The following is a 24,504-nucleotide window of genomic DNA, read 5'->3' on the forward strand; positions in this document are numbered from 1 at the left end:
GAACCGGGGTGATCGGCGGAATCCGATGGGAGGGGCCGTGCTGGCGCTGGAATCCGACACGTTCGACGAACTGGACCTGCGGCTGCTCAGTGCGCTGGAGGTCGACGGCCGGGCCTCCTTCAGCCGGATCGGGGCGGTCCTCGGCGTCTCCGACCAGACGATCGCCCGCCGCTACCGCAGACTGTGCGCCGACGCCGGACTGCGGGTGGTCGCGGTCCGGGACGCCGAACGGCTCGGCCAGGACCAGTGGATGCTCCGGCTGCGCTGCGCGCCCGACGGTGCCACCGTCATTGCCGAGGCCCTCGCCAAACGCCCCGACACCGCCTGGATCGGGCTGGCCTCCGGCGGCACCGAGATCGCCTGTATGACCCGGCCGCGCCACCCCGGCGACCACGACGACCTGCTGCTCGGCAAGCTGCCACGCACCCCCAGCGTGGTGGAGATCCGCGCCCAGCAGCTCCTGCACCGCTTCTACGGCGGGCCGTCCGGATGGATGCGGAAGTTCCGGGCGCTGACGGACGACCAGGTCGCCGCCCTGCGGCCGCCGGTGACCGGGGGCGACGGGCCGGCGCGCCTGGACCCCGAGGACGCGCCGCTGCTCGCCGCGCTGGAACGGGACGGCCGGGCGACCTACCCGGAGCTGCAGCGGGCGACCGGGCGGTCCGAGTCGGCGGTGAAGCGCCGGCTGGCCGCACTGATCGCCTCCGGGGCGGTGTACATCGACATCGAGTACCGCTGCGAGGTCCTCGGGTACGGCACGGCCGCGGTGCTGTGGATCACCACCGCGCCGTCCGCGATGCACTCCGTCGGGGAGACCCTCGCCGGGCACGACGAGGTGGCGTTCGCGGCGGCCACCGCCGGGCCCTCGCACATCGTCGTCACCGCGGTGGTGCGGAACACGGCCGGTCTCTACGCCTACCTGAGCGGGCCGCTCGGACGGCTGGAGGGGGTGCAGCACGTGGAGGCCATGCCGTTTCTGCGCAGTGTGAAGCAGCTGACGTATCAGGAGGTGTGGTGAGGCACGCGTCGCCGAGGGGACGCTGTGAAGGTCAGCTCCTTCGGTGCAGGCGCTCGCCGCCCCTGAGGATCGCCGCCGCGAGCGCGTCCGCCGCCGACTGTGCCGGTGAACGCCGGTGGCCGTGCACCAGTACGAAGTCGATCTTGCCCAGTTCCGGGAGGCCCGCCCGGTCCGGGACGCGGAACAGTCCCGGCGGGACCAGGCCCTTGGAGTGGGCCATCACGCCCAGACCCGCCCGGGCCGCCGCGATCAGGCCGTTGAGGCTGCCGCTGGTGCAGACGATGCGCCACTCGCGGCCCTGGCGTTCCAGCGCCTCCAGGGCCAGGGCGCGGGTGATGCCCGGCGGGGGGTAGACGATCAGCGGGACCGGGCGGTCGGGGTCCAGGCGGAGCCGCTCCGCACCGATCCACACCAGGTCGTCGTGCCAGACCAGCTCGCCCAGCGGATCCTCCGCGCGCCGCTTCGCCAGCACCAGGTCCAGCTTCCCGGCGGCCAGCTGCTCGTGCAGGGTGCCCGACAGCTCCACCGTGAGCTCCAGGTCGACCTCGGGGTGGTCGGAGCGGAAGCCCTCCAGGATCTCCGGCAGCCGGGTGAGGACGAAGTCCTCCGACGCGCCGAACCGGAGCCGGCCGCGCACCCTGGTTCCCGTGAAGAAGGCAGCCGCCTGCTCGTGCACCTCCAGGATCCGGCGGGCGAAGCCGAGCATCGCCTCGCCGTCCTCGGTCAGTTCCACCGAGTGGGTGTCCCGGGAGAACAGCTGGCGGCCGGCCGCGTCCTCCAGACGGCGTACGTGCTGGCTGACCGTCGACTGGCGCAGTCCCAGGCGGCGGGCTGCCTGGGTGAAGCTGAGTGTCTGGGCCACCGCGAGGAAGGTCCGCAACTGCGAAGGGTCGTACACTCGAACATGTTATCGCGGAACGCGATGGCAGTCAGAGTGGTATGCCGGATTCCCGATCACCTGCCTGAGGAGGACGATGGAGAGGGGCCTTCCGGCCACCGCCGAGAGCCCGGCGTACGCGCCGGCCCGACACTATTGACCGACCGCAAGTGGAGCACCGTGAAACGCCTGAGCTGGCCCCGTTGGATGCCGATCGACCCCTACGTCCTGCTGCTGCTCGGGACGGTAGGCATCGCCGCGCTCCTCCCGGCCCGGGACACCGCCGCCGACGTGGCCTCCGGCGCCTCCACGGCCGCGATCGCCTTTCTCTTCTTCCTCTACGGGGCCCGGCTCTCCACCCGCGAGGCCGTCGACGGACTGCGGCACTGGCGGCTCCATGTCACGGTCCTGGTCTGCACCTTCGTGATCTTCCCGGTGCTCGGCCTGGCCGCCCGCGGCCTGGTGCCCGTGCTGCTCACCCATCCGCTCTACCAGGGGTTCCTCTTCCTCACCCTGGTGCCCTCGACCATCCAGTCGTCGATCGCCTTCACCTCGATCGCCCGGGGCAACGTGCCCGCCGCGATCTGCGCCGGCTCCTTCTCCTCGCTGATCGGCATCGTCCTCACCCCGCTGCTCGCCGCCGCACTGCTCGGCAGCAACGGAGGCGGCTTCTCCGCCGACTCGATCGTCAAGATCGTCCTCCAGCTGCTGGTGCCGTTCGTCGCCGGACAGCTGCTGCGCCGGTGGATCGGCGAGTTCATCGCCCGGCACAAGAAGATCCTCGGCCTGGTCGACCGCGGCTCGATCCTGCTGGTCGTCTACACCGCGTTCAGCGAGGGCATGGTCCGGGGCATCTGGCACCAGGTCAGCGCCGTCCGGCTGGCCGGGCTCCTCGCCGTCGAGGCGGTGCTGCTCGCCGTGATGCTCGTCCTGACCTGGTACGGCGCCAAGGCGCTGGGCTTCGGCCGCGGTGACCGCATCGCCATCCAGTTCGCCGGGTCGAAGAAGTCCCTCGCCTCCGGACTGCCCATGGCCAGCGTCCTGTTCGGCGCCCATGCCTCGCTGGCCGTGCTGCCGCTGATGCTCTTCCATCAGATGCAGCTCATGGTGTGCGCGGTCATCGCCAAGCGCCGCGCCCACGACCCGGAGGCGCAGGAGGAGGATGCCGTGCCCCCGCCCGCCCCCGCGGCGGAGTCACGGTCGGCCGTCGGCACCGGGACCTCCGGCCGCTGAGCGGCCGGCGAGGGGCGCGGCCTCTCCGAGACCGGCCCGGGACCCGGCCACCGGTGTCGTCGGCTGCCGAACGCGACCAGTTCACGGGCCTGTTGATCCGGATTTCCGGTACGGACGGCTGATGACGGCTAACGTTCCGTCATGACCGCACCCCTGGCGCTCGACCCGGCGCGCACCGCCCTCGTCCTCGTCGACCTGATGGACCGCATCGTCGCGCTGCCCCTGGAGCCCCGCAAGGGCACCGAAGTCCTGCACAGCGCCGAGGAGCTGGCCCACTCCTTCCGCGCGGCCGGCGCACCCGTGGTGCTCCTCCGCGTCGAACGGCCCGCGCTCGCCGAGCAGCCGCCGGGCAGCGGGCTGGTGGCCGGACTCCGCAGAGAAGGGGACCTGGAGATCGTCAAGCGCACGATCGGCGGCTTCCAGGGCACGGAACTCGACGCCCGGCTGCGCCGGCTCGGCGTCACCCGCCTGGTGTTCGGCGGCATCGCCACCAACCTCGGCGTCGAGTCCACCGCCCGCGCCGCCGCCGACCTCGGCTACGACCTCGTCTTCGTGGCGGACGCCATGGCCGCCTTCACCGCCGCCGAGCACGAGGCGTCCGTCCGGCTCGACTTCCCGCGCCTCGGCACGGTCGTCACCGCCGCCGACGTCCGCTTCGCCCCCGCCTGACCGTCCGATCGCTCAGACCAGCGACCCGCCCCCGTCCACGACCACCACGGACCCGGTGCTGTACCCCCCACGCATCAGGTACAGGTACGCCTCCGCCACATCCGCCGGCTCGCCGACCCGCCCCACCGGCAGCGACTCGGCGGACGACCGGAACAGACCGTCCCGGTCCGCCTCCGGCAGCTCCCGCCACAGCTCGGTCCGCACCACTCCCGGCGACACCACGTTGACCCGCACCGGCGCCAGCTCCACGGCCAGCGCCCGGGTCAGCGCCTCCATCGCCCCGCACAGCGCCGACGCGACGCTCGAACCCGGCATCGGCCGCTGCCCCGCCGTGCCCGTGGTCAGCACCACCGACCCACCGGGGCGGATCGATCCGGCGCCGTACTTGACCGCCGTGTACGCACCGAACAGCCGGGTGTCCAGGAAACGCCGGGCCGCCCCGATGCTCGTCTCGGCCACGGTCTCCAGCAGCAGCGACTCACCCGCCGTGAACACCAGGTGGTCGTATCCGCCGATCCGCGCGAAGAAGCCGCGCACCGCGTCCTCGTCCGTGGCGTCCAGCACCTGGCCCTCGGCGTCCTCGGGCAGCACCTTCAGCGCCGCGTCCACGCTCTCCTGCCGGCGCGAGGCGACGACCACCCGCGCGCCCTCCCGCGCCGCGCCCTCGGCGACCGCGAGCCCGATGCCCGACGTACCTCCGATGACGACGACACGCTGTCCCTGCAGACCCATGGCCGGCTCCTCTCCTGGCTGCTGTTCCGTCCCGTTCGGACGCTTCCAGCCTGCCGCCCGGCGGCATCCGCCGTCCAAGACCTCTTCCGGCGGTGGCGATACCCTGAAGGCATCGCCGTCACCGGCCAGGAGGTGTGGGCATGGACCTGGATCTGCGCAAGATCCGATACTTCACGGCGGTCGCCGAGCTCCTCCACTTCGGCCGGGCGGCCGAGCAGCTGCACATCGCCCAGCCGGCGCTCAGCCGTCAGATCCGCGCGCTGGAGAAGGACTTGGGCGCCGAACTGTTCGTCCGGGACAGTCACGGCGTCACCTTGACCGACGCCGGACGTCAACTCCTCGACGACGCACGCCAGTTGCTGGCCACCGCCGACGGCACCCGGCGCCGCGTCCTGCAGGCCGCACGCGGCCGGCGGCGGCTCGTCGTCGGCTTCCGCGCCGGTGTCGTCGTCACCCCCGCGCTGCGCGCCTTCGCCGCGACCCACCCGGACGTCGAGGCGGGCGCCCGCCGGGTCGAGTGGGACGACCAGGAACGGCTCGTCCTCGACGGCACGGTCGACATCGCCTACGTACGGCTGCCCGTCCGGGAGGACGGACTGGAACTGCGCCCCCTGTACAGCGAGCCCCGCGTGGCCATGCTCCCCGCCGAGCACCGGCTCGCCGGGAAACCGGAGATCTCGCTCACCGACCTCGACGGCGAGCGACGGCTGCGCTACAACGATCCCCTCCCCGGCGACCTGCCGCTGCGCACCATCGAGGAGAAGTTCGAGCGCGTGGCCGCCGGCACCGGCATCACCCTGGTGCCGCACTCCGTCGCCGAGCAGTACTCCCGCCCGGACATCGCCTACGTCCCGGTCTCCGACGCCGATCCCGACCGGGTGCTGCTGGCCTGGGCGGCCGGCCGCCGCTCCCCCCTGATCGCCGCCTTCGCCGAGGCCGCGGCGGGCGTCGGGGCTCCGGGTTCCGGCTGAGGCGGGGCCCCTGCGGCGCAGGGGGCGCTCCCCGCCGGTCGGGGCCCCGCCGCCGTGCCGCGGGGAACCGGGTCAGCCCTGGGCGGCCGCGGCCCGCAGGGCGATACGGTCCTCGCCCGCGTACACGTTCATGTTGCTGCCGCGCAGGAAACCGACCAGCGTCAGCCCGGTCTCCGCCGCCAGGTCCACCGCCAGCGAGGACGGCGCCGAGACCGCCGCGAGCATCGGGATGCCCGCCATCACGGCCTTCTGCGCCAGCTCGAAGGAGGCCCGCCCGGAGACCAGCAGGATCGCCCGGGACAGCGGCAGCTGCCCGTTCTGCAGGGCCCGCCCGACCAGTTTGTCGACCGCGTTGTGCCGGCCCACATCTTCCCGGATGTCCAGCAGCTCCCCGTCCTCGGAGAACAGGGCCGCCGCGTGCAGCCCCCCGGTCCGGTCGAACACCTGCTGCGACGCGCGGAGCCGGTCGGGGAGGCTCGCGAGCAGCTCGGGTCCGACCCGGACCGGGGGAGTGTCGGCGATCGGCCAGCGAGCCGTCGTACGCACCGCGTCGAGGCTGGCCTTGCCGCACAGCCCGCAGGACGAGGACGTGTAGACGTTCCGCTCCAGGGTGAAGTCGGGGAGCTTGACGCCCGGCGTGGTCCGCACGTCGACCACGTTGTAGGTGTTCGAGCCGTCCACCGTCGCCCCGGCGCAGTAGACGATGTTCTGCAGGTCGTCGGCGGTCGCCAGGACGCCTTCGCTCACCAGGAACCCGGCCGCCAGCGCGAAGTCGTCGCCGGGCGTGCGCATCGTGATGGCCAGGGGTTTCCCGTTGAGTCTGATCTCCAGCGGTTCCTCGGCGACGAGTGTGTCCGGCCGGGCGGAGACCGCTCCGTCGCGGATGCGGATGACCTTGCGTCGTTCCGTGACTCGTCCCATGGTCTGATCAGCCCCGGTTCTGTACGTGCTGGTAGCCGAAACGGCCCTTGATGCAGAGGTTGCCGTGGGTCACCGGGTTGTCGTGCGGCGAGGTGACCTTGACTATCTCATTGTCCTGCACGTGGAGCGTGAGGTTGCAGCCCACACCGCAGTACGCGCACACCGTGGTCGTCTCCGTCTGCCGGGACTCGTCCCAGGTGCCCGCCGCCCGCATGTCGAACTCCGACTTGAACGACAGCGCCCCGGTGGGGCACACCTCCACACAGTTCCCGCAGTAGACACAGGCCGAGTCGGTCAGCGGGGCGTCGTGCTCCACGGCGATCCGGGCGTCGAAGCCCCGCCCGGCGACCGAGATCGCGAAGCTGTTCTGCCACTGGTCGCCGCAGGCGTCCACACACTTGTAGCAGAGGATGCACTTGTCGTAGTCGCGCACATACAGCTCGTTGTCGACCCTGGGCTCCTCGTCCAGGCGGGCCGCGCCGGGGCCGAAACGGTCCGGTTTCGCCTCGTACTCCTTGATCCACTCGGCGACCCGCGGGGTCGTCGACAGGTCCACCGAGGAGGCCAGCAGCTCCAGGACGATCCTGCGGCTGTGCCGGACGCGCTCGGTGCCGGTGCGCACCACCATCCCCGGCTCGGCCTTCCGGGAGCAGGCCGGCACCAGGGTCCGGGACCCCTCCACCTCGACCACGCACACCCGGCAGGCGTTCTTCGGGCGCAGGGTGTCGCCCTCGCACAGCGTCGGGACGTCCTCCCCGGCCGCCCGGCAGGCATCCAGGATCGTCGAGCCCTCCGGGACCCGGGCCTCCCGGTCGTCGAGCGTGAACTCCAGCAGCCGGCGCGGGATCCCCAGCGGTGTGACGGTCATGCGTACGCCCCCAGACGGTCGATGGCGGATTCCACGGCGTTCCAGGCGGTCTGGCCCAGACCGCAGATCGAGGCGTCCCGCATCGCCCGTCCGACCTCGCGCAGCAGCGCGATGTCATCGGCCGCGCCGGCGCCGGTGCGTTCGGCGATCCGGTGCAGCGCCTCCTCCTGCCGGACCGTCCCCACCCGGCACGGCACACACTGCCCGCAGGACTCGTCCCGGAAGAACTGAGCTATCCGGAGCAGGAGTCGAGGCAGCGGCACGGTGCCGTCGAAGGCCATGACCACACCCGAGCCGAGCGTGGTGCCCGCCTCCCGGGTGCCCTCGAAGGTGAGCGGGATGGCGAGTTCGTCCGGCCGTACGAAGCCGCCGGCGGCCCCGCCGAGCAGCACGGCCCGCAAGTCGTCCTGTGCTCCGGCGAGTTGGAGCAGTTCGCCGAGGGTGGCACCGAAGGGGAGCTCGTAGACACCTGGGCGGGCCACGCTCCCCGACACGCAGAAGAGCTTCGGGCCGGTGGACTTCGCCGTCCCGATCGCCGCGTACGCCGGGGCGCCCATGGTCAGGATCGGCAGGACGTTGACCAGCGTCTCCACGTTGTTCTCGACGGTCGGCTTCCCGAACAACCCCTTCTCCACGGGGAACGGCGGCTTCGAGCGCGGCTCGCCCCGGTACCCCTCGATGGAGTTGAACAGGGCCGTCTCCTCACCGCAGATGTACGCCCCCGCCCCGCGCCGGACCTCGATGTCGAAGGCGAAGCCCTGACCGAGGATGTCGTCGCCCAGGAAACCCCGGGCGCGGGCCTGGTCGATCGCGTGCTGGACATGGCGGGTCGCCCGCGGGTACTCGCCGCGAAGATAGACGAAGCCCCGGTGCGCGCCGATCGCGTACGCCGCGACGGTCATCGCCTCCACCAGCGCGTACGGGTCACCCTCCATGAGCACGCGGTCCTTGAAGGTGCCCGGCTCGGATTCGTCGGCGTTGCAGACGAGATAGTGCGGGCGGTCCGGCTGGGACGCCGTGGCCTGCCATTTGCGGCCGGTGGGGAAGGCGGCGCCACCGCGCCCGACCAGGCCCGAGTCGGTGACCTCGCGGATGACCCCGGCGGGACCGAGGGCGAAGGCCTGGCGCAGGGCGGTGTAGCCGCCGTGGGCGCGGTAGTCGTCGAGCGAGGACGGGTCGACCACGCCCACCCGCTTCAACAGGGTCAGACCTTCCTGTCCCGCCTGCGGTACGGCTGCCGCGGCCGGCGGCTCCTCGGGTGCCGAGTCGGGTGCGGTGGCCGCGAGGACGGCCGTCCTGACCGTCGCCGGGGCCGCCACCGCCGTACGTACCGGATCCCCGGCCCGGATCGCGAGGGCGGCCGGGGCCCGCTCGCACAGGCCCAGACAGGGGCTGCGCTCGACGTGCACCCCGGGACCGAGGCCCTCCTCCACCCCGGCGCACAGTGCGGACGCCCCGGCCGCCGTGCACGCCAGGTCCGTGCAGAGGTGCAGGACGGTCGCCGGGCGGGGTCCGACGGAGAACATCGCGTAGAAGGTGGCGACCCCGTAGGCCTCGGCCGGCGGGACCGTCAGGCGGCGGCACAGATACCCGAGGGCACCCTCGCTGATCCAGCCGACCCGGTCGTTGATCGCGTGCAGCCCCGGCAGCAGCAGGTCGCGGCGGTCCCGGGCGGGGCGTCCGCCGCGCGCCCACCGCAGGTCCGCGTCGGAACGGTCGGCGCCCTCCCAGGAGGACTCCGGAGGGCCGAGCAGGGCGTCGACGGCGGCCCGTTCGTCGTCCGTCGGTTTGCTGTCGCCGAAGTGCAGGTCCACTTGGGTCACCTCACGATGGTCGCGACCGGAAGCTTCTCGATACGGATCGCCGACGCCTTGAACTCCGCCGTCCCCGCGATCGGGCAGTTGGCCTCGATCGTCAGCTGGTTGGTGTCCACCTCGTCGGGAAAGTGCATGGTCATGAAGGCGAGACCGGGGCGCAGGGCGGTGTCGATCCAGACGGGGGCCACGACCGAGCCCCGCCGCGAGGACACCTGGACCTCCTCGCCGACCACGACCCCGTACCGCTCGGCGTCCTCCGGGCACAGCTCGATGTACTCGCCGCGCCGCAGCGGGGAGGCGTAACCACCGCTCTGCACCCCGGTGTTGTAGGAGTCGAGCCGCCGCCCGGTGGTGAGCCGGACGGGGTACTCCTCGTCGGTGAGGTCGACCGGCGGATCGTGCCGGACCAGCCCGAAGGGGGCCGGGGTGCCGCGCAGCGCCGGGTCCTTCTCCCACAGCCTGCCGTGCAGATAGGCCGGTTCGAGCCGCTCGGTGCTCGGGCACGGCCACTGGATGCCCTGGTGCTCGACGAGCCGGTCGTACGTCATCCCGTAGTGGTCCGGGGAGACCGACCTCAGCTCGTTCCAGACGGCCTGGGAGTCGGCGTACTTCCAGTCGTGGCCGAGGCGGCCGGCGAGGTCGCAGAGGATGTCGATGTCCTCGCGGGCCTCGCCGGGCGGGGTCACGGCCCGGCGTACCCGCTGCACCCGCCGTTCGCTGTTGGTGGTGGTGCCCTCGGTCTCCGCCCAGCCGGCGGTCGCGGGCAGTACGACGTCCGCCAGCTCGGCCGTCTTCGTGAGGAAGATGTCCTGGACGACCAGGAAGTCGAGGGCGCTCAGCCGGCGGATCGCCTGCTCGCTGTCGGCCTCCGACTGGGCCGGGTTCTCGCCGATGCAGTAGACCGCCTTGAGCGTGCCCTCCTCCATCGCCTCGAACATCTCGGTGAGGTTCAGCCCGTAGTGCGGCTCGATGACCGTGTCCCAGGCCGACTCGAACTTCAGCCGGGCCTCCGGGTCGAGGATGTCCTGGAAGCCGGGGAGGCGGTTGGGGATCGCGCCCATGTCGCCGCCGCCCTGCACGTTGTTCTGGCCGCGCAGCGGCTGCAACCCGGCGCCGTAGCGGCCCACTTGACCGGTCAGCAGGGAGAGGTTGATCAGGGCGCGGACGTTGTCGGTGCCGTTGTGGTGCTCCGTGATGCCGAGGGTCCAGCACAGCTGGGCGCGCTCGGCGCGGGCGTAGGCGTGCGCCAGCTCCCGGATCGCGGCGGCCGGTACGCCGGTCACCTTCTCCGCCAGCGACAGCGTCCACGGTTCGACGAGCGCCCGGTACTCCTCGAAACCGGTCGTCGCCCGCTCGATGAACGCCTCGTTGGCCAGCCCCGCGTGGATGATCTCCCGGCCGATCGCGTGCGCCATCGGGATGTCCGTCCCGACGTTCAGCCCGAGCCAGCTCTCCGCCCACTCGGCGGTGGAGGTGCGGCGCGGGTCGACGGCGTACATCCGGGCGCCGTTCCTGATGCCCTTCAGCACGTGCTGGAAGAAGATCGGGTGCGCGAAGCGGGCGTTGGAGCCCCACATCACGATGACGTCGGTGTGCTCGATCTCCTCGTACGAGGACGTGCCGCCGCCGGAGCCGAAGGCGGCGCTCAGGCCGGCCACGCTCGGGGCGTGACAGGTGCGGTTGCAGGAGTCGACGTTGTTGGTGCCCATCACCACCCGGGCGAACTTCTGCGCCACGTAGTTCATCTCGTTGGTGGCGCGGGCGCAGGAGAACAGCCCGAACGCGCCGCGGTTGCGGTCCAGGCCGCGGGCCGCGCGGTCCAGGGCCTCCTGCCAGCTCGCCCGCCGGAACGGCTCGTCACGGGAGTCCCGCACCAGGGGGTGGGTGAGCCGGGTGTAAGTCTTCTGCTGCCGTTTCCTCATGCGGCGCTCCTCAGCGCGAGCAGGTCCGAGATGGCGTGCACGGTGCGCAGGGTGGGCACCTGCACGCCGGTGATCTCCGCCAGCTCGACGACGGCCGCGAGGAGCACGTCGAGTTCCAGCGGCTTGCCGCGCTCCAGGTCCTGGAGCGTGGAGGTGCGGTGGTCGCCGACCTTCTCGGCGCCCGCGAGCCGGCGTTCGATGGAGACCCCGACCTCGCAGCCGAGGGCCTCGGCGACCGAGAGCGTCTCGCGCATCATGGTCTCGATGACCCGGCGGGTGCCGCCGTGCAGACACATCTGCCGCATGGTGGCCCGGGCCAGCGCGCTGATCGGGTTGAAGGAGATGTTGCCGAGCAGCTTGAGCCAGATGTCGTTGCGCAGCTCCGGCTCCACCGGGCACTTCAGCCCGCCGGTCTGCATCGCCTCGCTGAAGCGCAGACAGCGCTCGGACACGCTGCGGTCGGGCTCGCCGATCGAGAACCGGGTGCCTTCCAGGTGCCGTACCACGCCCGGGGCTTCGAGCTCGGTGGCCGCGTAGACCACACAGCCGACGGCGCGTTCGGGGGCGAGTACGGCACTGACCGCGCCGCCCGGGTCGACGCTCTCGACGCGGTGGCCGTCGTAGGGGCCGCCGTGCCGGTGGAAGTACCACCAGGGGATGCCGTTCTGGGCGGCGACCACCGCCGTGCGCTCGTGCAGCAGCGGCTCGATCAGCGGCCCGCACGCCGCGTACGAGTTGGCCTTCAGCCCGAGGAAGACGTAGTCGACCGGGCCGACCTCGGCCGGGTCGTCGGTGGCGTGGGCATGCGCGGTGAAGTCGCCGCGCGGGCTGAGCACCCGTACTCCGTACTGCCTCATGGCCGCCAGATGGGGTCCACGGGCGACGAGATGCACGTCGGCGCCCGCGCGGTGGAGCGCGGCACCGACATAGGCGCCGATCGCACCGGCGCCGAGAACTGCGACTTTCACGGAACACTCCGTTCGGTTTGAGGGATACCGCGGAGGTGGCCTCGGGGAGACCGGCTGGTGTGAAGCGTCGGCCGAATCATGTCGACGAAATATTGTCTACAGTATGGAGTCGAGGGCGACAAGGGTTCGGACAGCGACCGTTCGGCGCATTCTGGATACCGCTCATCGCATACGATCGAGCCGTTGGGTTCTCAACCACCCTGCCCCGGCCCTACCGTTCGGGACTCATGAGCAGCCCCCCTGTAGCACCGCCGGGCTGGAGCCGCTGGCTCGTCCCGCCCGCCGCCCTCTCCGTCCACCTCTCCATCGGCCAGGCCTACGCCTGGAGCGTCTTCAAGCCGCCGCTCGAATCCGCGCTGAACCTCAGCGGCACCGAGAGCGCGCTGCCCTTCCAGCTCGCGATCGTGATGCTCGGCCTGTCGGCCGCGTTCGGCGGCACCCTCGTCGAACGCAACGGACCGCGCTGGGCCATGACGGTCGCCCTGGTCTGCTTCTCCACCGGCTTCCTGATCTCCGCGCTGGGCGCCGAGACCAAGCAGTACTGGCTGATCGTCCTCGGCTACGGCTTCGTCGGCGGCATCGGCCTCGGCATCGGCTACATCTCGCCGGTCTCCACCCTGATCAAGTGGTTCCCGGACCGGCCCGGCATGGCCACCGGCATCGCCATCATGGGCTTCGGCGGCGGCGCGCTGATCGCCTCGCCCTGGTCCGCGCAGATGCTCTCGTCCTTCGGCAGTGACAACGATGGCATCGCCCTCGCCTTCCTGGTGCACGGGCTGGCGTACGCGGTCTTCATGACCCTCGGCGTGCTGCTGATCCGGGTGCCGCGCAGCGAGAAGCCGGTCGCGGACGCACCGAGCGCCTTCGAGGGCGTGCAGGTCTCGGCGAACAACGCGATCCGCACCCCGCAGTTCTGGTGCCTGTGGGTCGTGCTCTGCATGAACGTGACCGCGGGCATCGGCATCCTGGAGAAGGCCGCCCCGATGATCACGGACTTCTTCGCCGACAGCTCCACCGCGGTGACGGTGTCCGCGGCGGCCGGGTTCGTCGCCCTGCTGTCCGCCGCCAACATGGCGGGCCGCATCGGCTGGTCGTCCACCTCCGACCTGATCGGCCGCAAGAACATCTACCGCGTCTACCTCGGCGTCGGCGCGCTGATGTACCTGCTCATCACGTTGTTCGGGGACTCCTCCAAGCCGCTGTTCATCCTCTGCGCGCTGGTGATCCTGTCCTTCTACGGCGGCGGCTTCGCCACCGTCCCCGCGTATCTGAAGGACCTCTTCGGCACCTACCAGGTCGGCGCGATCCACGGCCGGCTGCTCACCGCCTGGTCCCTGGCCGGTGTGCTCGGGCCGCTGATCGTCAACTGGATCGCCGACCACCAGAAGGACGCCGGCAAGCACGGCGCCGACCTGTACACCCTGTCCTTCGGCATCATGATCGGACTGCTCGTCATCGGGTTCGTCGCCAACGAGCTGATCCGGCCTGTCAACGTCCGCCACCACATCCCCGCCCCGAGGGAGGCCGTCGATGTCGAACGAGAGCAGCCCGCCTGAGACCGACCGCCGCTGGCTGATCGCCGTCGCCTGGCTCTGGGTGGGCGCGCCCTTCGCCTACGGCGTGTATGAACTCGTACAGAAAGCGACACAGCTGTTCAACGGGTGAACCGGGAGAGTGCTCGGGCGTCCGAGGGTCTGCAAGAAGCCGACAACTCGGGCGCCCGTTTCCTGTGGCCTTACGTGCCGTCGTACCCGTGAGTCACTGAACAGACTGGTGGGCCCACACCGAGGCAACGAGGGGGACCCACCACCCATGAACGGCTCGCGCATCGCCGCCGTCGGCCACTACCAGCCCGCGAAGGTACTCACCAACGAGGACCTGGCGGGTCTGGTGGACACCAGTGACGAGTGGATCCGCAGCCGGGTGGGCATCAACACCCGGCACATCGCGGGCCCCGACGAACCCGTCGACGAGCTGGCCGCGCACGCCGCGGCCAAGGCCCTCGCCGCGGCCGGCCTCACCCCCGCGGACATCGACCTGGTGCTGGTCGCCACCTCCACCGCGATCGACCGGTCCCCGAACATGGCCGCTCGCGTCGCCGCCCGGCTCGGCATCCCGCAGCCCGCCGCGATGGACGTCAATGTCGTGTGCGCCGGTTTCACCCACGCCCTTGCCACCGCCGACCACACTGTGCGGGCGGGCGCCGCCACCCGTGCGCTCGTCATCGGCGCCGACAAGATGTCCGAGGTGACGGACTGGACCGACCGTACGACGTGTGTGCTGGTCGGCGACGGGGCGGGCGCGGCCGTGGTCGAGGCCTGCGGGCCCGGTGAGCAGCCCGGCATCGGGCCGGTGCTGTGGGGCTCGGTGCCGGAGATGAGCCATGCCGTACGGATCGAGGGCACCCCGCCGCGGTTCGCGCAGGAGGGACAGAGCGTCTACCGCTGGGCCACCACCCAGCTGCCGCCCATCGCCCGGCGCGCCTGCGAGAAGGCCGGGGTGGACCCCGTCGACCTCGCCGCCGTCGTCCTGCACCAGGCCAACCTGCGGATCATCGAGCCGCTCGCCCAGAAGATCGGCGCGGTCAACGCGGTGGTCGCCAGGGACGTCACCGAATCGGGCAACACCTCGGCCGCGAGCATCCCGCTCGCGCTGTCCAAGCTCGTCGAGCAGGGGCGCGTCTCCAGCGGCGACTCGGTCCTGCTGTTCGGCTTCGGCGGCAACCTGTCGTACGCGGGGCAGGTCGTGCGGTGTCCGTGAGGAGCGCGTCCGCGGTGTGACGTGGTCGACTCGCGCTTCCCCTGGCAGTTGTGCGCCGTAGACTGTAGACGAAAGACAATCGATACTGAGTGTCCGCTCGTAACGGGTGTCTGCCGAAGGGGGACCCGATGTTGTCAGCCGGACTGCCGCAGGGCGCGGTGCCCAAGCTCGAACGCCCCGGCCCGCTCCGCGACCGCGTCTACGAGGCGCTGCTGGAACTCATCACCACCCGCGCCCTCCAGCCCGGCCAGCATCTCGTGGAGAGCGAACTCGCCGGCCACCTCGGGGTCTCCCGGCAGCCGGTGCGCGAGGCGCTGCAACGGCTGAACACCGAGGGCTGGGTCGATCTGCGGCCCGCCCAGGGCGCGTTCGTCCACGAGCCCACGGAAGACGAGGCAGACCAACTCCTCACCGTCCGCACCCTGTTGGAGGCGGAGGCGGCGCGGCTGGCGGCGGCCGAGGCGGGCAGTGCGGGAGTGGCCGCTCTCGAATCCCTCTGCGCCGAGGGCGAGAAGGCGGTCGCCGCGGACGACGTGGACGGGGCCGTCGCCCTGAACGCCGCGTTCCACGCCAAGATCATGGACCTGGCCGGCAACGCGGTCCTCGCCGAACTCGCCGCCCAGGTCGACCGCCGGGTCCGCTGGTACTACACGCCGGTGGCCCGGCAGCGCGGCCACCAGTCATGGATCGAGCACCGCGAACTGATCGCGGCGATCATGGCCCGCGACGAACAGCTGGCGACCCGCCTGATGCGCGAACACACCGAGCACACCCGGCGGTCGTACCACGAGCGGGCCAAGCCCTGACCGTGCCGCCGGCACGATCGCCCCGAGGACCGGAGCGGTAAGGTCCGTCGGCGGTGATCCGTCTCATGACATCGGTTCCGCACCGTCAGGCCTGGCGGGCGGAGGACGTGAGGCGATCGGCGAGCGCGATGACGAGGTCGCGCAGTTCGTCGGGGCGCTCGATGACGAACGGCCGGTCCAGTGAGGCGAGTGCCGGAGGCAGCCAGTCGAGCCGCTCCGCCCGTAGTTCGACGCGCAGCCAGCGCTCGGTCGCCCGGTCCTCGTCCGCCGTGGGCGCGTGCTCCTCCACGCTCGCGACGCTTGCGGGAAGGTGGGCGCGGATCTGCTCGACGGTCCCGTGGATCCGCAAGGTCACCTCGTGCCGGTACTCGGCCGTGGCGAACCCTGACAACACGCGCTGTGCCGGATCGGGACCCACGGGCACCTCGAACGAGCCGGGCAGGGTCCTCGCGTCCGCGATGCGGTCGAGCCGGAAGGTTCGGGCCTCGCCGATCTCGGGGTCCGTGCCCGTGACGTACCACCGGCCCGCATGGGCGACGATCCCGTACGCGTGCAGTGTGCGTTGGCTGCGCCGGCCGTCGCGGTCGGTGTATCTGACCGAGACCGGCCGGCGGTGGCGTACCGCATCGGCGATGGTGAGCAGGACGCCGGCGTCCGGGGTGGCGAACTCACCGGGCTGATCCGTGAAGGAGAGGGATTCCAGGAGCGTGTCGAGCCGGCGGGCGACGTGCCGGGGCAGCACCCGCCGGATCTTCGCCGACACCGTCTCGCTCGCCGTGCGCTCCGCCGTCATCAACCCTGCCCGGCGGCCGGCGACCAGGCCGAGCAGCACGGCCAGCGCCTCGTCGTCGCTGAGCATGAGCGGAGGCAGACGGTACCCGGGGGCGAGCCGGTACCCGCCGTAGCGGCCGCGCACCGACTCCACGGGCACGTCAAGGTCGATCAGATGATCCACGTACCGCCGCACGGTGCGCCCGTCGACGCCGAGCCGGTCGGCGAGTTCGGCCACCGTCCGGGTTCCGCCTGACTGCAGCAGTTCCAGGAGTGTCAGCACGCGGCCGGTGGGTCGAGGCATGTGCACAGCCTAAGGCGAATACAGGACGGATTCTGTCCCCTATCTCTCCTAGCCTACGACGTGCAGCAACCCCGTCAGCCAAGGAGAGCACCATGGACTTCGTCTCGATCCGCATCATCACCGGCGACGTCGCCCGCCTCGTCGAGTTCTACGAGCGAGCCACCGGGGTGCGGGCGATATGGGCCACGGAGGACTTCGCCGAACTCACGACTCCCCACGCCACCCTCGCGATCGCCGGCACCCGCACCGTCCCGCTGTTCGCCCCGGGCTCTGCCCGCCCGGCGGACAACCACAGCGTGATCACCGAGTTCCGCGTCGACGACGTGGACCGCGTTCACCGGGACCTGACCGGCTTCGTCACCGACTTCGTCAACGAACCCACCACGATGCCCTGGGGCAACCGGTCGCTGCTCTTCCGCGACCCCGACGGCAACCTCGTCAACTTCTTCACCCCCGTCACCCCGGCGGCCATCGAGAAGTTCGCACGCTGACAGCAGGGAGCATCGGGGACGTTCTTACGGCACGCGGGCGACGCCGACGTAGAAGCCGCTCAACTCCGGGGTGGGAGCCGGTGAATCCTGGTACCAATGGGTCGCCGTGACCAGCCCAGGAGCCACCAGTTCCAGGCCCTCGAAGAACGGCTCGATCTCGGCCCGCGTACGCATGCGCAGCGGGATCTCGCCCTTGCGGTAGGTCGTGGTCACCGACTTGGCGAGGTGCGGGTGCTCATCCGTGGTGCCGTGCGAGAACATGAGGTAACTGCCCGACGGCAGCGCGTCGAGAAGCGTCCGCGTAAGACCGTAGGGGTTCTCGTCGTCGGTGATGAAGTGCATCAGCGCGATCATCGACAGCGCGACGGGCCGGGTGAAGTCCAGGAACGTACGGGCGTGGTCGAGGATGGTTCCCGGCTTCCGTACGTCGGCCTCGATGTAGTCGGTGCTTCCCTCGGGACTGCTGATGAGCAGAGCCTCCGCGTGCCGCAGCACGATGGGGTCGTTGTCGGCGTAGGCGATCCGCGCCGACGGCACTACGGCTTGCACGATCTGATGCAGGTTCGGCTGGGTCGGGATGCCCGTCCCGATGTCGAGGAACTGGTCGATGCCGTTGCCGGCCAGCCAGGCCGCCGCGCGGTGCATGAACGCCCTGTTGCGCATGGCGTTGAGACGCGCTTCCGGTGGCAGCTTCGCCGCCACCTCCTCGTCGACCGGGTAGTTGTCCTTGCCGCCCAGCAGCCAGTCGTAGACGCGTGCCGGATGGGGCCGGCTCGTGTCGATACGACTGTCGCGGGTGGGGTCTGCCGACATGCATGACTCCAGCGTGTACTAGATCGCTGACCGACTCACCGAGGTCGCTTCGTGCGCCGTGGACGAGGCAGTAGAGGGCATGGCGATTGTGCCATTGGCCTTGCCCTCACGCGGAGTTGTCGCTCGATGTGCGGCACGCTCGCATGCGCGACGGCCCAGCGGCCGGGTTACTCGGCCTGGCACGAGAAGTGCAGCCAGACCCAGGACATCCCGCTCCCCCCACGGCCTCGGGATTCTGCTCATCACTCCTGTCCGGGCGCGGCGAGACGTGCGCCGGGGAACGAGCTATGCACCCCCGTTGTCATCGCGCAGGGAGTGGATCATGCTCTGCAGGATCCGGAACGCTCCTGCCTGCTCGGTCTCGGTCAGGCCGGCCAGCATTCTGACCTCGACGGACCGGACCGCCGCGGTCGCCTTCTCCAGGCTCTGTCGGCCGCGGGGCGTGAGTCGCGTGGGAAGCACCTTCCCGACGGGCGCCTCCGCGGGCCTGGTCACGTAGCCGTCTCGTTCCAGGGCCTGGAGCAGCACGTTCATCGTCTGCCGTGTCACGAACGCGCCCCGCGCGAGCTCGGAGTTCGACAAGCCCGGTCGTTGCGCCAGCAGCTCGAGGCAGGAGTAGTGCGTCACGCTCATGCCGAGCGGCCGCAGCACCTCCTCCATGGCCGCGCGGAGGACGCTCGACGCCTCTTTCAGCAGGTAGCCCAGTGACGTCTCCAGGTCGACGCCGACACCTTCTTGACTCATGTCAGTATTCTGACATAGGTTGATGCGTGTCAGAAAACTGACACGAAAAGAGGGAGCGTCATCATGCCCGCCACCGGCCCCGACTTCATCTCGCTCCAAGCGCGCGACCTCGACGCTTCGCAGGCGTTCTACGAGCAGTACCTCGGCCTCGTCCGCTCGCCGGCCGGACCTCCGCACGCCGTCGTCTTCGAGACGAAGCCGATCGCGTTCGCACTCCGCGACGTCATTCCCGGCACCGACCTCGCGTCCGTCGCTCAGCCCGGCATCGGTGCCGCGATCTGGCTCCACGCCACCGACGTCCAGGCCATCCACGACGCGCTCGCCGCCGACGGTCACACCATCGTCTCCGCACCGATCGACGGCCCCTTCGGCCGGACCTTCACCTTCGCCGACCCCGACGGATACCAGGTCACGCTCCACGACCGCGCCTGATCGGCCGAACGCCACCGGACGATCACCGATCCCCGAAGACCGATCCCCGAAGACGGTGGTTGCGCCCTGGGCTCGTGCGTGACGCTGCCTTCTGCCCTGCTGACCTGGCGACGTTCTGCCGGCTGGATGACCTCGGCTTGGAAGTGGTCGGCCAACAGGTGCATCCCGCCCACGCGGTGTCGCCCTGTCGAGTGGTCGACCCTGCTGACCGGCGCCATGCCCGCGGCTGTCCGGGGCGCCGCGCCCGGAAACGGTTGAGTCCCGGATGTCGGTCCGGGACTCAACCGCTGGGGAGACCTCGACGTAAGGTTCCGCGGAACCCGTCAGGTCGCTGTCTGCGGTTGTACCGCGCTCACCTTCGCCGTCGCGCCTGGGCCGCGGCCCGGCTGCCGGAGCAGCAGGGCCACCCCGGCCGCCAGCATCGAGATGCCGCCGGCCAGGGCGTACGCGCCGTTGTAGCCCCAGGCGCCGACCACCATGGAGCCGAGGCCGCCGCCGAACAGGCCGCTGACGAGTTTGCCGCTGTAGACCAGGCCGTAGTTGGTGGCGTTGTAGTTCTCGCCGAAGTAGTCCGGGGTGAGGGCGGCGAAGAGCGGGTAGAAGGCGCCGCCGCCGAAGCCGGAGAGGAAGGCGAAGAACAGGAACAGCCACTCGCTCTTGACGTCACCGGCCCAGATCACGCCGAACTGGGCGAGGCCGAGGACGACGATCACGAAGACCAGGGTCGGCTTGCGGCCCAGGCGGTCGGAGAGCCAGCCGACCACGCCGCGGCCGATGCCGTTGATGACCGCCATCACGCCCATCGAGGAGGCCGCGACCAGTGGGCCGAAGCCGACGTCCTTGGCGAAGTCCACCTGGAAGGAGATGCCGAAGATCGAGACGCCCGCCGTCATGACGATCGCGATCCACATCAGGGGGAGCATGCCCGTGCGGATCGCCTCTTTCGGGGTGAACTGCCGTACCGCGGGCGGGTTCTTGGCGAGAGCCGTGGCGTTCTTGGTGTCGCCCGAGGGAGCGAGCGGGTCGATGTCGGCCGGCCACCAGTTCTTCGGCGGGTCCTTGAAGAAGAACGCGGTGACCAGGACCACGACCATGACGTAGGCGCCGATGAGGTCCAGCACCCGGTGGTAGTTGGCCGTGTCGAAGGCGTAGTTGAAGATGAAGATGAAGGGCAGTGAGCCGTAGGCGAAGCCGCCGTTCACGAAACCCGTGCGGGCGCCCCGGCGTTCGGGGAACCACTTGCCGACCATGTTGATGCAGGTCGCGTAGACCAGGCCGGAGCCGAGACCGCCGATCACGCCGAAGCCGATGATCGCCAGCCATATCTCGCTGATGTGCGAGAGGGCCAGGAAGCCGATCAGGCACATCACGGAGCCGGTGTACATCGCCCGGCGGGCCGTGAGGATGCCCTTCTCGCGCAGCCAGCCCGCCGGGAAGGCGATGCCGGCCTGGAAGAACACCCAGATGCTCAGGATCCAGAAGGTGTTGGACTGCGTCCAGCCGTGCGCGTGGGACAGCGTGTCCTCCGCGGAGCCGTACGCGTACTCGAAGACGCTGATGGCCATCATGGCCACCCACGGGAGGTACACCATGAGGTTGCGGGAGTGGCCGAGGATGTCCCGGTCGGTCTCCCCGATCCGGTACACCCGGCCGCGGGCGTCCGTCACCTCACGGTACGGCCGCCGCTGAGCACCGGTGCTGTTCGTGGCTACAGGGTCTGCCGTCATGTCACGCCATCTCCTCGCCGAGCGGATGCGGGTTGGGGACGATGCGCCGGGCGCTGGGCCTGCCCGGTGCCTTGAGGAAGAGCGCCAGCACCGCGGAGGCCAGGCCGACGGAGCCCGCGAGCACGAACGCGCCGTGGTAGTCCCACTCGCCGACGACGACCGCGCCCAGACCGGAGCCCACCAGGCCGGAGATCAGCTTGGAGCTGTAGACCATCCCGTAGTTGGTGGCGTTGTTGTTCTCACCGAAGTAGTCCGCCGTCATGGCCGCGAAGAGCGGGAAGATCGCCCCGCCGCCGAACCCGGAGACCATGGAGCAGAACAGGAAGAACGGCATGCTGCCCATCTGGCCGGAGACCAGCACACCGAACTGCGCGCTGCCCAGCACGATGCACACGATGATGAGTGTGTTGCGGCGGCCGTAGCGGTCGGAGATCCAGCCGATGACCCCGCGGCCGGTGCCGTTGACGATCGCCTTCAGGGACATGGCCGTGGCGACGATCCCGCCCGCGAACCCCATGTCCTTGCCGAACGGCACCTGGAAGGCGATGCCGAAGATGTTGATCCCGGCCGTGCACAGCAGGCAGAACCACATCATCCACAGGACGGGCGTACGGGCAGCCTCCTTCGGGGTGTACTGCTTGACCGCCGGCGGGTTCTTCTCCAACGCCCGCCTTATCCGCGGATCCTGAGTGGCCTTCAGCGGATCTACGTGCGGCGGCCACCAGTTCTTCGGCGGGTCCTTGAAGAACCAGCCGGCCGACGCCACCACCAGACACAGTCCGATGCCGACGGAGGTGAGCAGGACCCTGTAGTTGCTCAGGTCGAGGACGGAGGTGAAGAGGAACACGAACGGCACGGATCCGTAGGCGAAACCGCCGTTCACGAAGCCCGTCTTGCCGCCCTTGCGCTCCGGATACCACTTGCCGACCATGTTCACGCAGGTCGCGTAGACGAGACCGGCGCCGATGCCACTGCACATGCCGAAGCCGAGGTAGGCGACGACCACGTTCGGCGCGAACGCCAGTGCCACGTAGCCCAGCAGGGTGCCGACCGCGCCGATCAGCATGGCCGTACGCGCGGGAAGCCGTCCGCTCTCCCGCAGTTGCCCGGCCGGGAAGGCCACGGCCGCCTGGAAGAACACCCAGACGCCCATCAGCCAGAAGATGTGCCCGCTGCTCCACAGATGTGCCTCGTGCAGCGTGTCCTCCGCCGACGTGAACGCGTACTCGGCGGAACTGATGCCCATCATGCCCACCCAGGGCAGGATGACCATCCACTTGCGTGTGCGGCCCATCAGATCGACGTCGGTCTCGCCGATCCGGTATGTGCGGCCGTTGCGGTCCGTCACCTCCCTGAAGGGGACGGACGTCGTTAGATCGATGGATGACATGTTCGTTCAGCACCCCTTGCGTCGAAAGCTCTGGCCAGCGCCCCCTGTCCAATGCCTTTCGTGCGCGCACGGGTCCCGGGGCCGGCCGCAGCGCACCGCCGGCCGGCCCCCTCCTCGGCTAGGTCATGAGCCGCCCCCCAGCAGTCCGGCCGCCCGCGCCCAGCGGTACTTGGCGCCGAGCACGGCCACCGGCCGTTCGGTCGTGTACGGGTACGCCACGACCCCCCGCTCGTACAGGTACTGGCAGGCCTCCTCGACCTCGACGTCCCCCGCGAGCGAGGCGACGACCGGCTTCTCGATGCCCCGCTCCCGGAACTCCGCGACCACCCGCGCGGTCAGCTCCGCGAACACCATCGGCGGGGTGACGATGGTGTGCCAGTAGCCGAGGACCAGGGCGTGGATGCGCGGGTCCTCAAGACCGAGCCGGATCGTCGCCTCGTACGTCGACGGCGGCTCGCCGCCCGTGATGTCCACCGGGTTGCCCGCGGCGCCGAAGGGAGGGATGAAGCGGCGGAACGCCTCGTCCAGGTCCGGCGGTATCTCCATCAGGGACAGGCCGTTGTCGGTGATGGCGTCGGACAGGAGCACACCGCTGCCGCCCGCGCCGGTGATGATCACGACGTTGTCGCCCCGCGGGGCCGGCAGTACCGGCAGGCCACGCGCGTACTCCAGCATCTCGTTGAGGCCCGGCGCCCGGATCACACCCGCCTGCCGCAGGATGTCGTCATACACCGCGTCGTCACCCGCGAGGGCCCCCGTGTGCGAGCCCGCCGCCTTGGCACCGGCCGCCGTACGCCCCGCCTTGAGGACCACGACAGGCTTCCTCGGTACGGTGTTCCGCGCCGCCTCGACGAAGGCGCGGCCGTCCTTGAGGTCCTCCAGGTGCATCGCGATGCACTCGGTGTGCGGGTCCTCGCCGAACCAGGTCAGCAGGTCGTCCTCGTCCAGGTCCGACTTGTTGCCGAGGCCGACGATCGCCGACACACCCGTCTTGGTGGTCCGCGCGAAGCCGAGGATCGCCATCCCGATGCCGCCCGACTGGGACGTCAGCGCCACGCCGCCCTTCACGTCGTAGGGCGTGCAGAACGTGGCGCACAGGTCCTGCCAGGTCGAGTAGTAGCCGTAGATGTTCGGGCCGAGGAGACGGATGCCGTACCGCTCGCCGATCGCGACGATCTCCTCCTGGAGCTCGTGTTCGCCGGTCTCCGCGAAACCGGAGGGGATCAGGACGGCGTTGGGGATCTTCTTGCGGCCCACCTCCTCCAGCGCCGCTGCCACGAACTTGGCGGGAATGGCGAAGACTGCCACGTCCACCTCTCCGGGAACGTCCGTGACACTCTTGTACGCCTTGCGGCCCAGAATGTCATCGGCCTTGGGGTTCACCGGATGGATCTCCCCGGCGAAGCCGCCGTCGACGAGGTTGCGCATCACCGAGTTGCCGATCTTGCCCGGCTCGTTGGAGGCGCCGATCACGGCGACCGAGCGGGGCTGCATCAGCCGGCGCATGGAGGTGAGGATCTCCTCGCGCGCGTACTTCCGGCGCGGCGGCGGCTGCTTCTCGGCGAGGATGATCCGGATGTCGGCGGCGACCGCGCCCTGTGGGGTGGCGATCACCGGGTTGAGGTCCACCTCGGCGATCTCCGGGAAGTCCGCGACCAGTTGGGAGACCCGCCGGATCTGCTCGGCCACCGCCCACCGGTCCACGCCGGCCTGCCCGCGCACCCCGCGCAGCACCTCGGCCGCTTTGATGGAGTCGAGCATGGACAGCGCCTCGTCGGCGGAGACGGGCGCGAGCCGGAAGGTCACGTCCTTCAGCACCTCGACCAGCACCCCGCCGAGCCCGAACGCCACGACCTTCCCGAAGGTGGGGTCGGTGACCGCGCCGACGATCACCTCCGTGCCCTGCGGCAGCAGCTCCTGGACCTGTACGCCCTCGATCTTCGCGTCGGCGTCGTAGGCCTTCGCGTTCTCGACGATCCGGTGGAAGGCCGCGCGTACGTCCGCCGCGCCCTCGACCCCGACGATCACCCCGCCCGCGTCGGTCTTGTGCAGGATGTCCGGCGAGACGATCTTCATCACCACGGGCCCGGCGAAGCGCGCCGCGTACGCCACCGCCTCGTCGACGTCGGTCGCCAGTTCCTCGCCCGGTACGGCGATCCCGTACGCGTCGGCGATCACCTTGCCCTCCGGCGCGGTCAGTGCCGTACGGCCCTCCGCGCGCACGGAGTCGAGCAGCTCGCGGACCCGCAGCTCCCGGTCCTCAGCCATCA

The 24,504-nt window shown here is 70.5% G+C and carries 23 protein-coding genes; 10 read left to right on the forward strand and 13 right to left on the reverse strand.

Translation table 11 applies throughout. The annotated features are described in order from the left end of the window. Nucleotides 1-40: 40 nt before the first annotated feature. Nucleotides 41-1,018 carry an Lrp/AsnC family transcriptional regulator gene (locus ACZ5K7_RS25300; protein ID WP_351699442.1) on the forward strand — a complete coding sequence of 326 codons (978 nt, stop codon included), beginning with the start codon at nt 41-43 and terminating at the stop codon, nt 1,016-1,018. Nucleotides 1,019-1,049: 31 nt separating this feature from the next. Here the strand turns inward: ACZ5K7_RS25300 and ACZ5K7_RS25305 are convergent, their stop codons facing one another. Next, the gene (locus tag ACZ5K7_RS25305) at nt 1,050-1,916 is read right to left on the reverse strand and encodes a LysR substrate-binding domain-containing protein (protein ID WP_351699115.1); all 867 of its coding nucleotides are present in this window, start codon (nt 1,914-1,916) and stop codon (nt 1,050-1,052) included. 186 nt (nt 1,917-2,102) lie between these two features. Here ACZ5K7_RS25305 and ACZ5K7_RS25310 point away from each other — a divergent pair, with 186 nt between their 5' ends. After that, on the forward strand, nt 2,103-3,128 hold the full coding sequence (locus ACZ5K7_RS25310) for a bile acid:sodium symporter family protein (RefSeq protein WP_351699444.1): 1,026 nt from the start codon (nt 2,103-2,105) through the stop codon (nt 3,126-3,128). Nucleotides 3,129-3,269: 141 nt separating this feature from the next. Continuing rightward, nucleotides 3,270-3,797, forward strand: coding sequence for an isochorismatase family protein (locus ACZ5K7_RS25315; RefSeq protein ID WP_468916387.1), 528 nt, complete (start codon nt 3,270-3,272; stop codon nt 3,795-3,797). 12 nt (nt 3,798-3,809) lie between these two features. Here ACZ5K7_RS25315 and ACZ5K7_RS25320 read toward each other — a convergent pair whose 3' ends face one another. Then, nucleotides 3,810-4,529, reverse strand: a complete 720-nt coding sequence (locus tag ACZ5K7_RS25320; RefSeq protein WP_351699118.1) for an SDR family oxidoreductase — start codon at nt 4,527-4,529, stop codon at nt 3,810-3,812. Between the two features lie 140 nt (nt 4,530-4,669). Between ACZ5K7_RS25320 and ACZ5K7_RS25325 the strand changes: the two genes are divergently transcribed. After that, a complete protein-coding gene (locus ACZ5K7_RS25325; protein ID WP_468916390.1) occupies nt 4,670-5,500 on the forward strand; it encodes a LysR family transcriptional regulator in 831 nt (276 codons plus the stop codon). 72 nt (nt 5,501-5,572) lie between these two features. On the opposite strand, the gene fdhD is transcribed toward ACZ5K7_RS25325, so the two are convergent. The 5 genes from fdhD to ACZ5K7_RS25350 are packed head-to-tail and all read right to left on the reverse strand — an operon-like array spanning nt 5,573 to nt 11,996. After that, nucleotides 5,573-6,421: a formate dehydrogenase accessory sulfurtransferase FdhD gene (gene fdhD, locus ACZ5K7_RS25330; RefSeq protein WP_468916393.1), complete on the reverse strand. Its 849-nt coding sequence runs from the start codon at nt 6,419-6,421 to the stop codon at nt 5,573-5,575. A gap of 7 nt (nt 6,422-6,428) precedes the next feature. Beyond that, the gene (locus ACZ5K7_RS25335) at nt 6,429-7,289 is read right to left on the reverse strand and encodes a 2Fe-2S iron-sulfur cluster-binding protein (RefSeq protein ID WP_468916395.1); all 861 of its coding nucleotides are present in this window, start codon (nt 7,287-7,289) and stop codon (nt 6,429-6,431) included. After that, entirely contained in the window at nt 7,286-9,103 is a 1,818-nt protein-coding gene (locus ACZ5K7_RS25340) for an NADH-ubiquinone oxidoreductase-F iron-sulfur binding region domain-containing protein (RefSeq protein WP_468916570.1), read from the reverse strand. The genes ACZ5K7_RS25335 and ACZ5K7_RS25340 overlap by 4 nt, the downstream gene beginning before the upstream one ends. A 5-nt stretch (nt 9,104-9,108) precedes the next feature. Further along, a complete protein-coding gene (locus ACZ5K7_RS25345) occupies nt 9,109-11,028 on the reverse strand; it encodes a molybdopterin oxidoreductase family protein (protein WP_468916398.1) in 1,920 nt (639 codons plus the stop codon). Then, a complete protein-coding gene (locus ACZ5K7_RS25350; protein WP_468916401.1) occupies nt 11,025-11,996 on the reverse strand; it encodes a 2-dehydropantoate 2-reductase in 972 nt (323 codons plus the stop codon). The genes ACZ5K7_RS25345 and ACZ5K7_RS25350 overlap by 4 nt, the downstream gene beginning before the upstream one ends. 227 nt (nt 11,997-12,223) lie before the next feature. On the opposite strand from ACZ5K7_RS25350, the gene ACZ5K7_RS25355 reads away from it, so the two are divergent. The 4 genes from ACZ5K7_RS25355 to ACZ5K7_RS25370 all read left to right on the forward strand — a co-directional run bounded on the left by ACZ5K7_RS25355 (nt 12,224) and on the right by ACZ5K7_RS25370 (nt 15,562). Beyond that, nucleotides 12,224-13,552, forward strand: a complete 1,329-nt coding sequence (locus ACZ5K7_RS25355; RefSeq protein ID WP_468916403.1) for an OFA family MFS transporter — start codon at nt 12,224-12,226, stop codon at nt 13,550-13,552. Continuing rightward, the gene (locus tag ACZ5K7_RS25360; protein ID WP_351730470.1) at nt 13,527-13,661 is read left to right on the forward strand and encodes an MFS transporter small subunit; all 135 of its coding nucleotides are present in this window, start codon (nt 13,527-13,529) and stop codon (nt 13,659-13,661) included. Before ACZ5K7_RS25355 ends, ACZ5K7_RS25360 begins: the two co-directional genes overlap by 26 nt. Before the next feature lie 147 nt (nt 13,662-13,808). After that, nucleotides 13,809-14,756, forward strand: a complete 948-nt coding sequence (locus ACZ5K7_RS25365; protein ID WP_468916406.1) for a beta-ketoacyl-ACP synthase III — start codon at nt 13,809-13,811, stop codon at nt 14,754-14,756. A 128-nt stretch (nt 14,757-14,884) separates the two neighbouring features. Beyond that, on the forward strand, nt 14,885-15,562 hold the full coding sequence (locus tag ACZ5K7_RS25370) for a GntR family transcriptional regulator (protein ID WP_468916408.1): 678 nt from the start codon (nt 14,885-14,887) through the stop codon (nt 15,560-15,562). An 85-nt stretch (nt 15,563-15,647) separates the two neighbouring features. On the opposite strand, the gene ACZ5K7_RS25375 is transcribed toward ACZ5K7_RS25370, so the two are convergent. After that, nucleotides 15,648-16,637: a helix-turn-helix transcriptional regulator gene (locus ACZ5K7_RS25375; protein WP_468916410.1), complete on the reverse strand. Its 990-nt coding sequence runs from the start codon at nt 16,635-16,637 to the stop codon at nt 15,648-15,650. Nucleotides 16,638-16,729: 92 nt separating this feature from the next. Here ACZ5K7_RS25375 and ACZ5K7_RS25380 point away from each other — a divergent pair, with 92 nt between their 5' ends. After that, nucleotides 16,730-17,128 carry a VOC family protein gene (locus ACZ5K7_RS25380; protein ID WP_468916413.1) on the forward strand — a complete coding sequence of 133 codons (399 nt, stop codon included), beginning with the start codon at nt 16,730-16,732 and terminating at the stop codon, nt 17,126-17,128. Nucleotides 17,129-17,152: 24 nt separating this feature from the next. Here the strand turns inward: ACZ5K7_RS25380 and ACZ5K7_RS25385 are convergent, their stop codons facing one another. Next, a complete protein-coding gene (locus tag ACZ5K7_RS25385) occupies nt 17,153-17,941 on the reverse strand; it encodes an SAM-dependent methyltransferase (RefSeq protein ID WP_468916416.1) in 789 nt (262 codons plus the stop codon). A gap of 285 nt (nt 17,942-18,226) precedes the next feature. Beyond that, nucleotides 18,227-18,685, reverse strand: coding sequence for a MarR family winged helix-turn-helix transcriptional regulator (locus ACZ5K7_RS25390; RefSeq protein WP_468916418.1), 459 nt, complete (start codon nt 18,683-18,685; stop codon nt 18,227-18,229). Between the two features lie 63 nt (nt 18,686-18,748). On the opposite strand from ACZ5K7_RS25390, the gene ACZ5K7_RS25395 reads away from it, so the two are divergent. Beyond that, entirely contained in the window at nt 18,749-19,117 is a 369-nt protein-coding gene (locus ACZ5K7_RS25395; RefSeq protein WP_351699147.1) for a VOC family protein, read from the forward strand. 323 nt (nt 19,118-19,440) lie between these two features. On the opposite strand, the gene ACZ5K7_RS25400 is transcribed toward ACZ5K7_RS25395, so the two are convergent. The 3 genes from ACZ5K7_RS25400 to ACZ5K7_RS25410 all read right to left on the reverse strand — a co-directional run bounded on the left by ACZ5K7_RS25400 (nt 19,441) and on the right by ACZ5K7_RS25410 (nt 24,502). Continuing rightward, nucleotides 19,441-20,844 carry an OFA family MFS transporter gene (locus tag ACZ5K7_RS25400; protein WP_468916420.1) on the reverse strand — a complete coding sequence of 468 codons (1,404 nt, stop codon included), beginning with the start codon at nt 20,842-20,844 and terminating at the stop codon, nt 19,441-19,443. Nucleotide 20,845: 1 nt separating this feature from the next. Continuing rightward, nucleotides 20,846-22,234, reverse strand: a complete 1,389-nt coding sequence (locus ACZ5K7_RS25405; RefSeq protein ID WP_468916423.1) for an OFA family MFS transporter — start codon at nt 22,232-22,234, stop codon at nt 20,846-20,848. Between the two features lie 123 nt (nt 22,235-22,357). Continuing rightward, nucleotides 22,358-24,502: an acetate--CoA ligase family protein gene (locus tag ACZ5K7_RS25410; protein ID WP_468916426.1), complete on the reverse strand. Its 2,145-nt coding sequence runs from the start codon at nt 24,500-24,502 to the stop codon at nt 22,358-22,360. Between the last annotated feature and the right edge of the window lie 2 nt (nt 24,503-24,504).

Source organism: Streptomyces sp. NPDC031497, assembly GCF_055580905.1.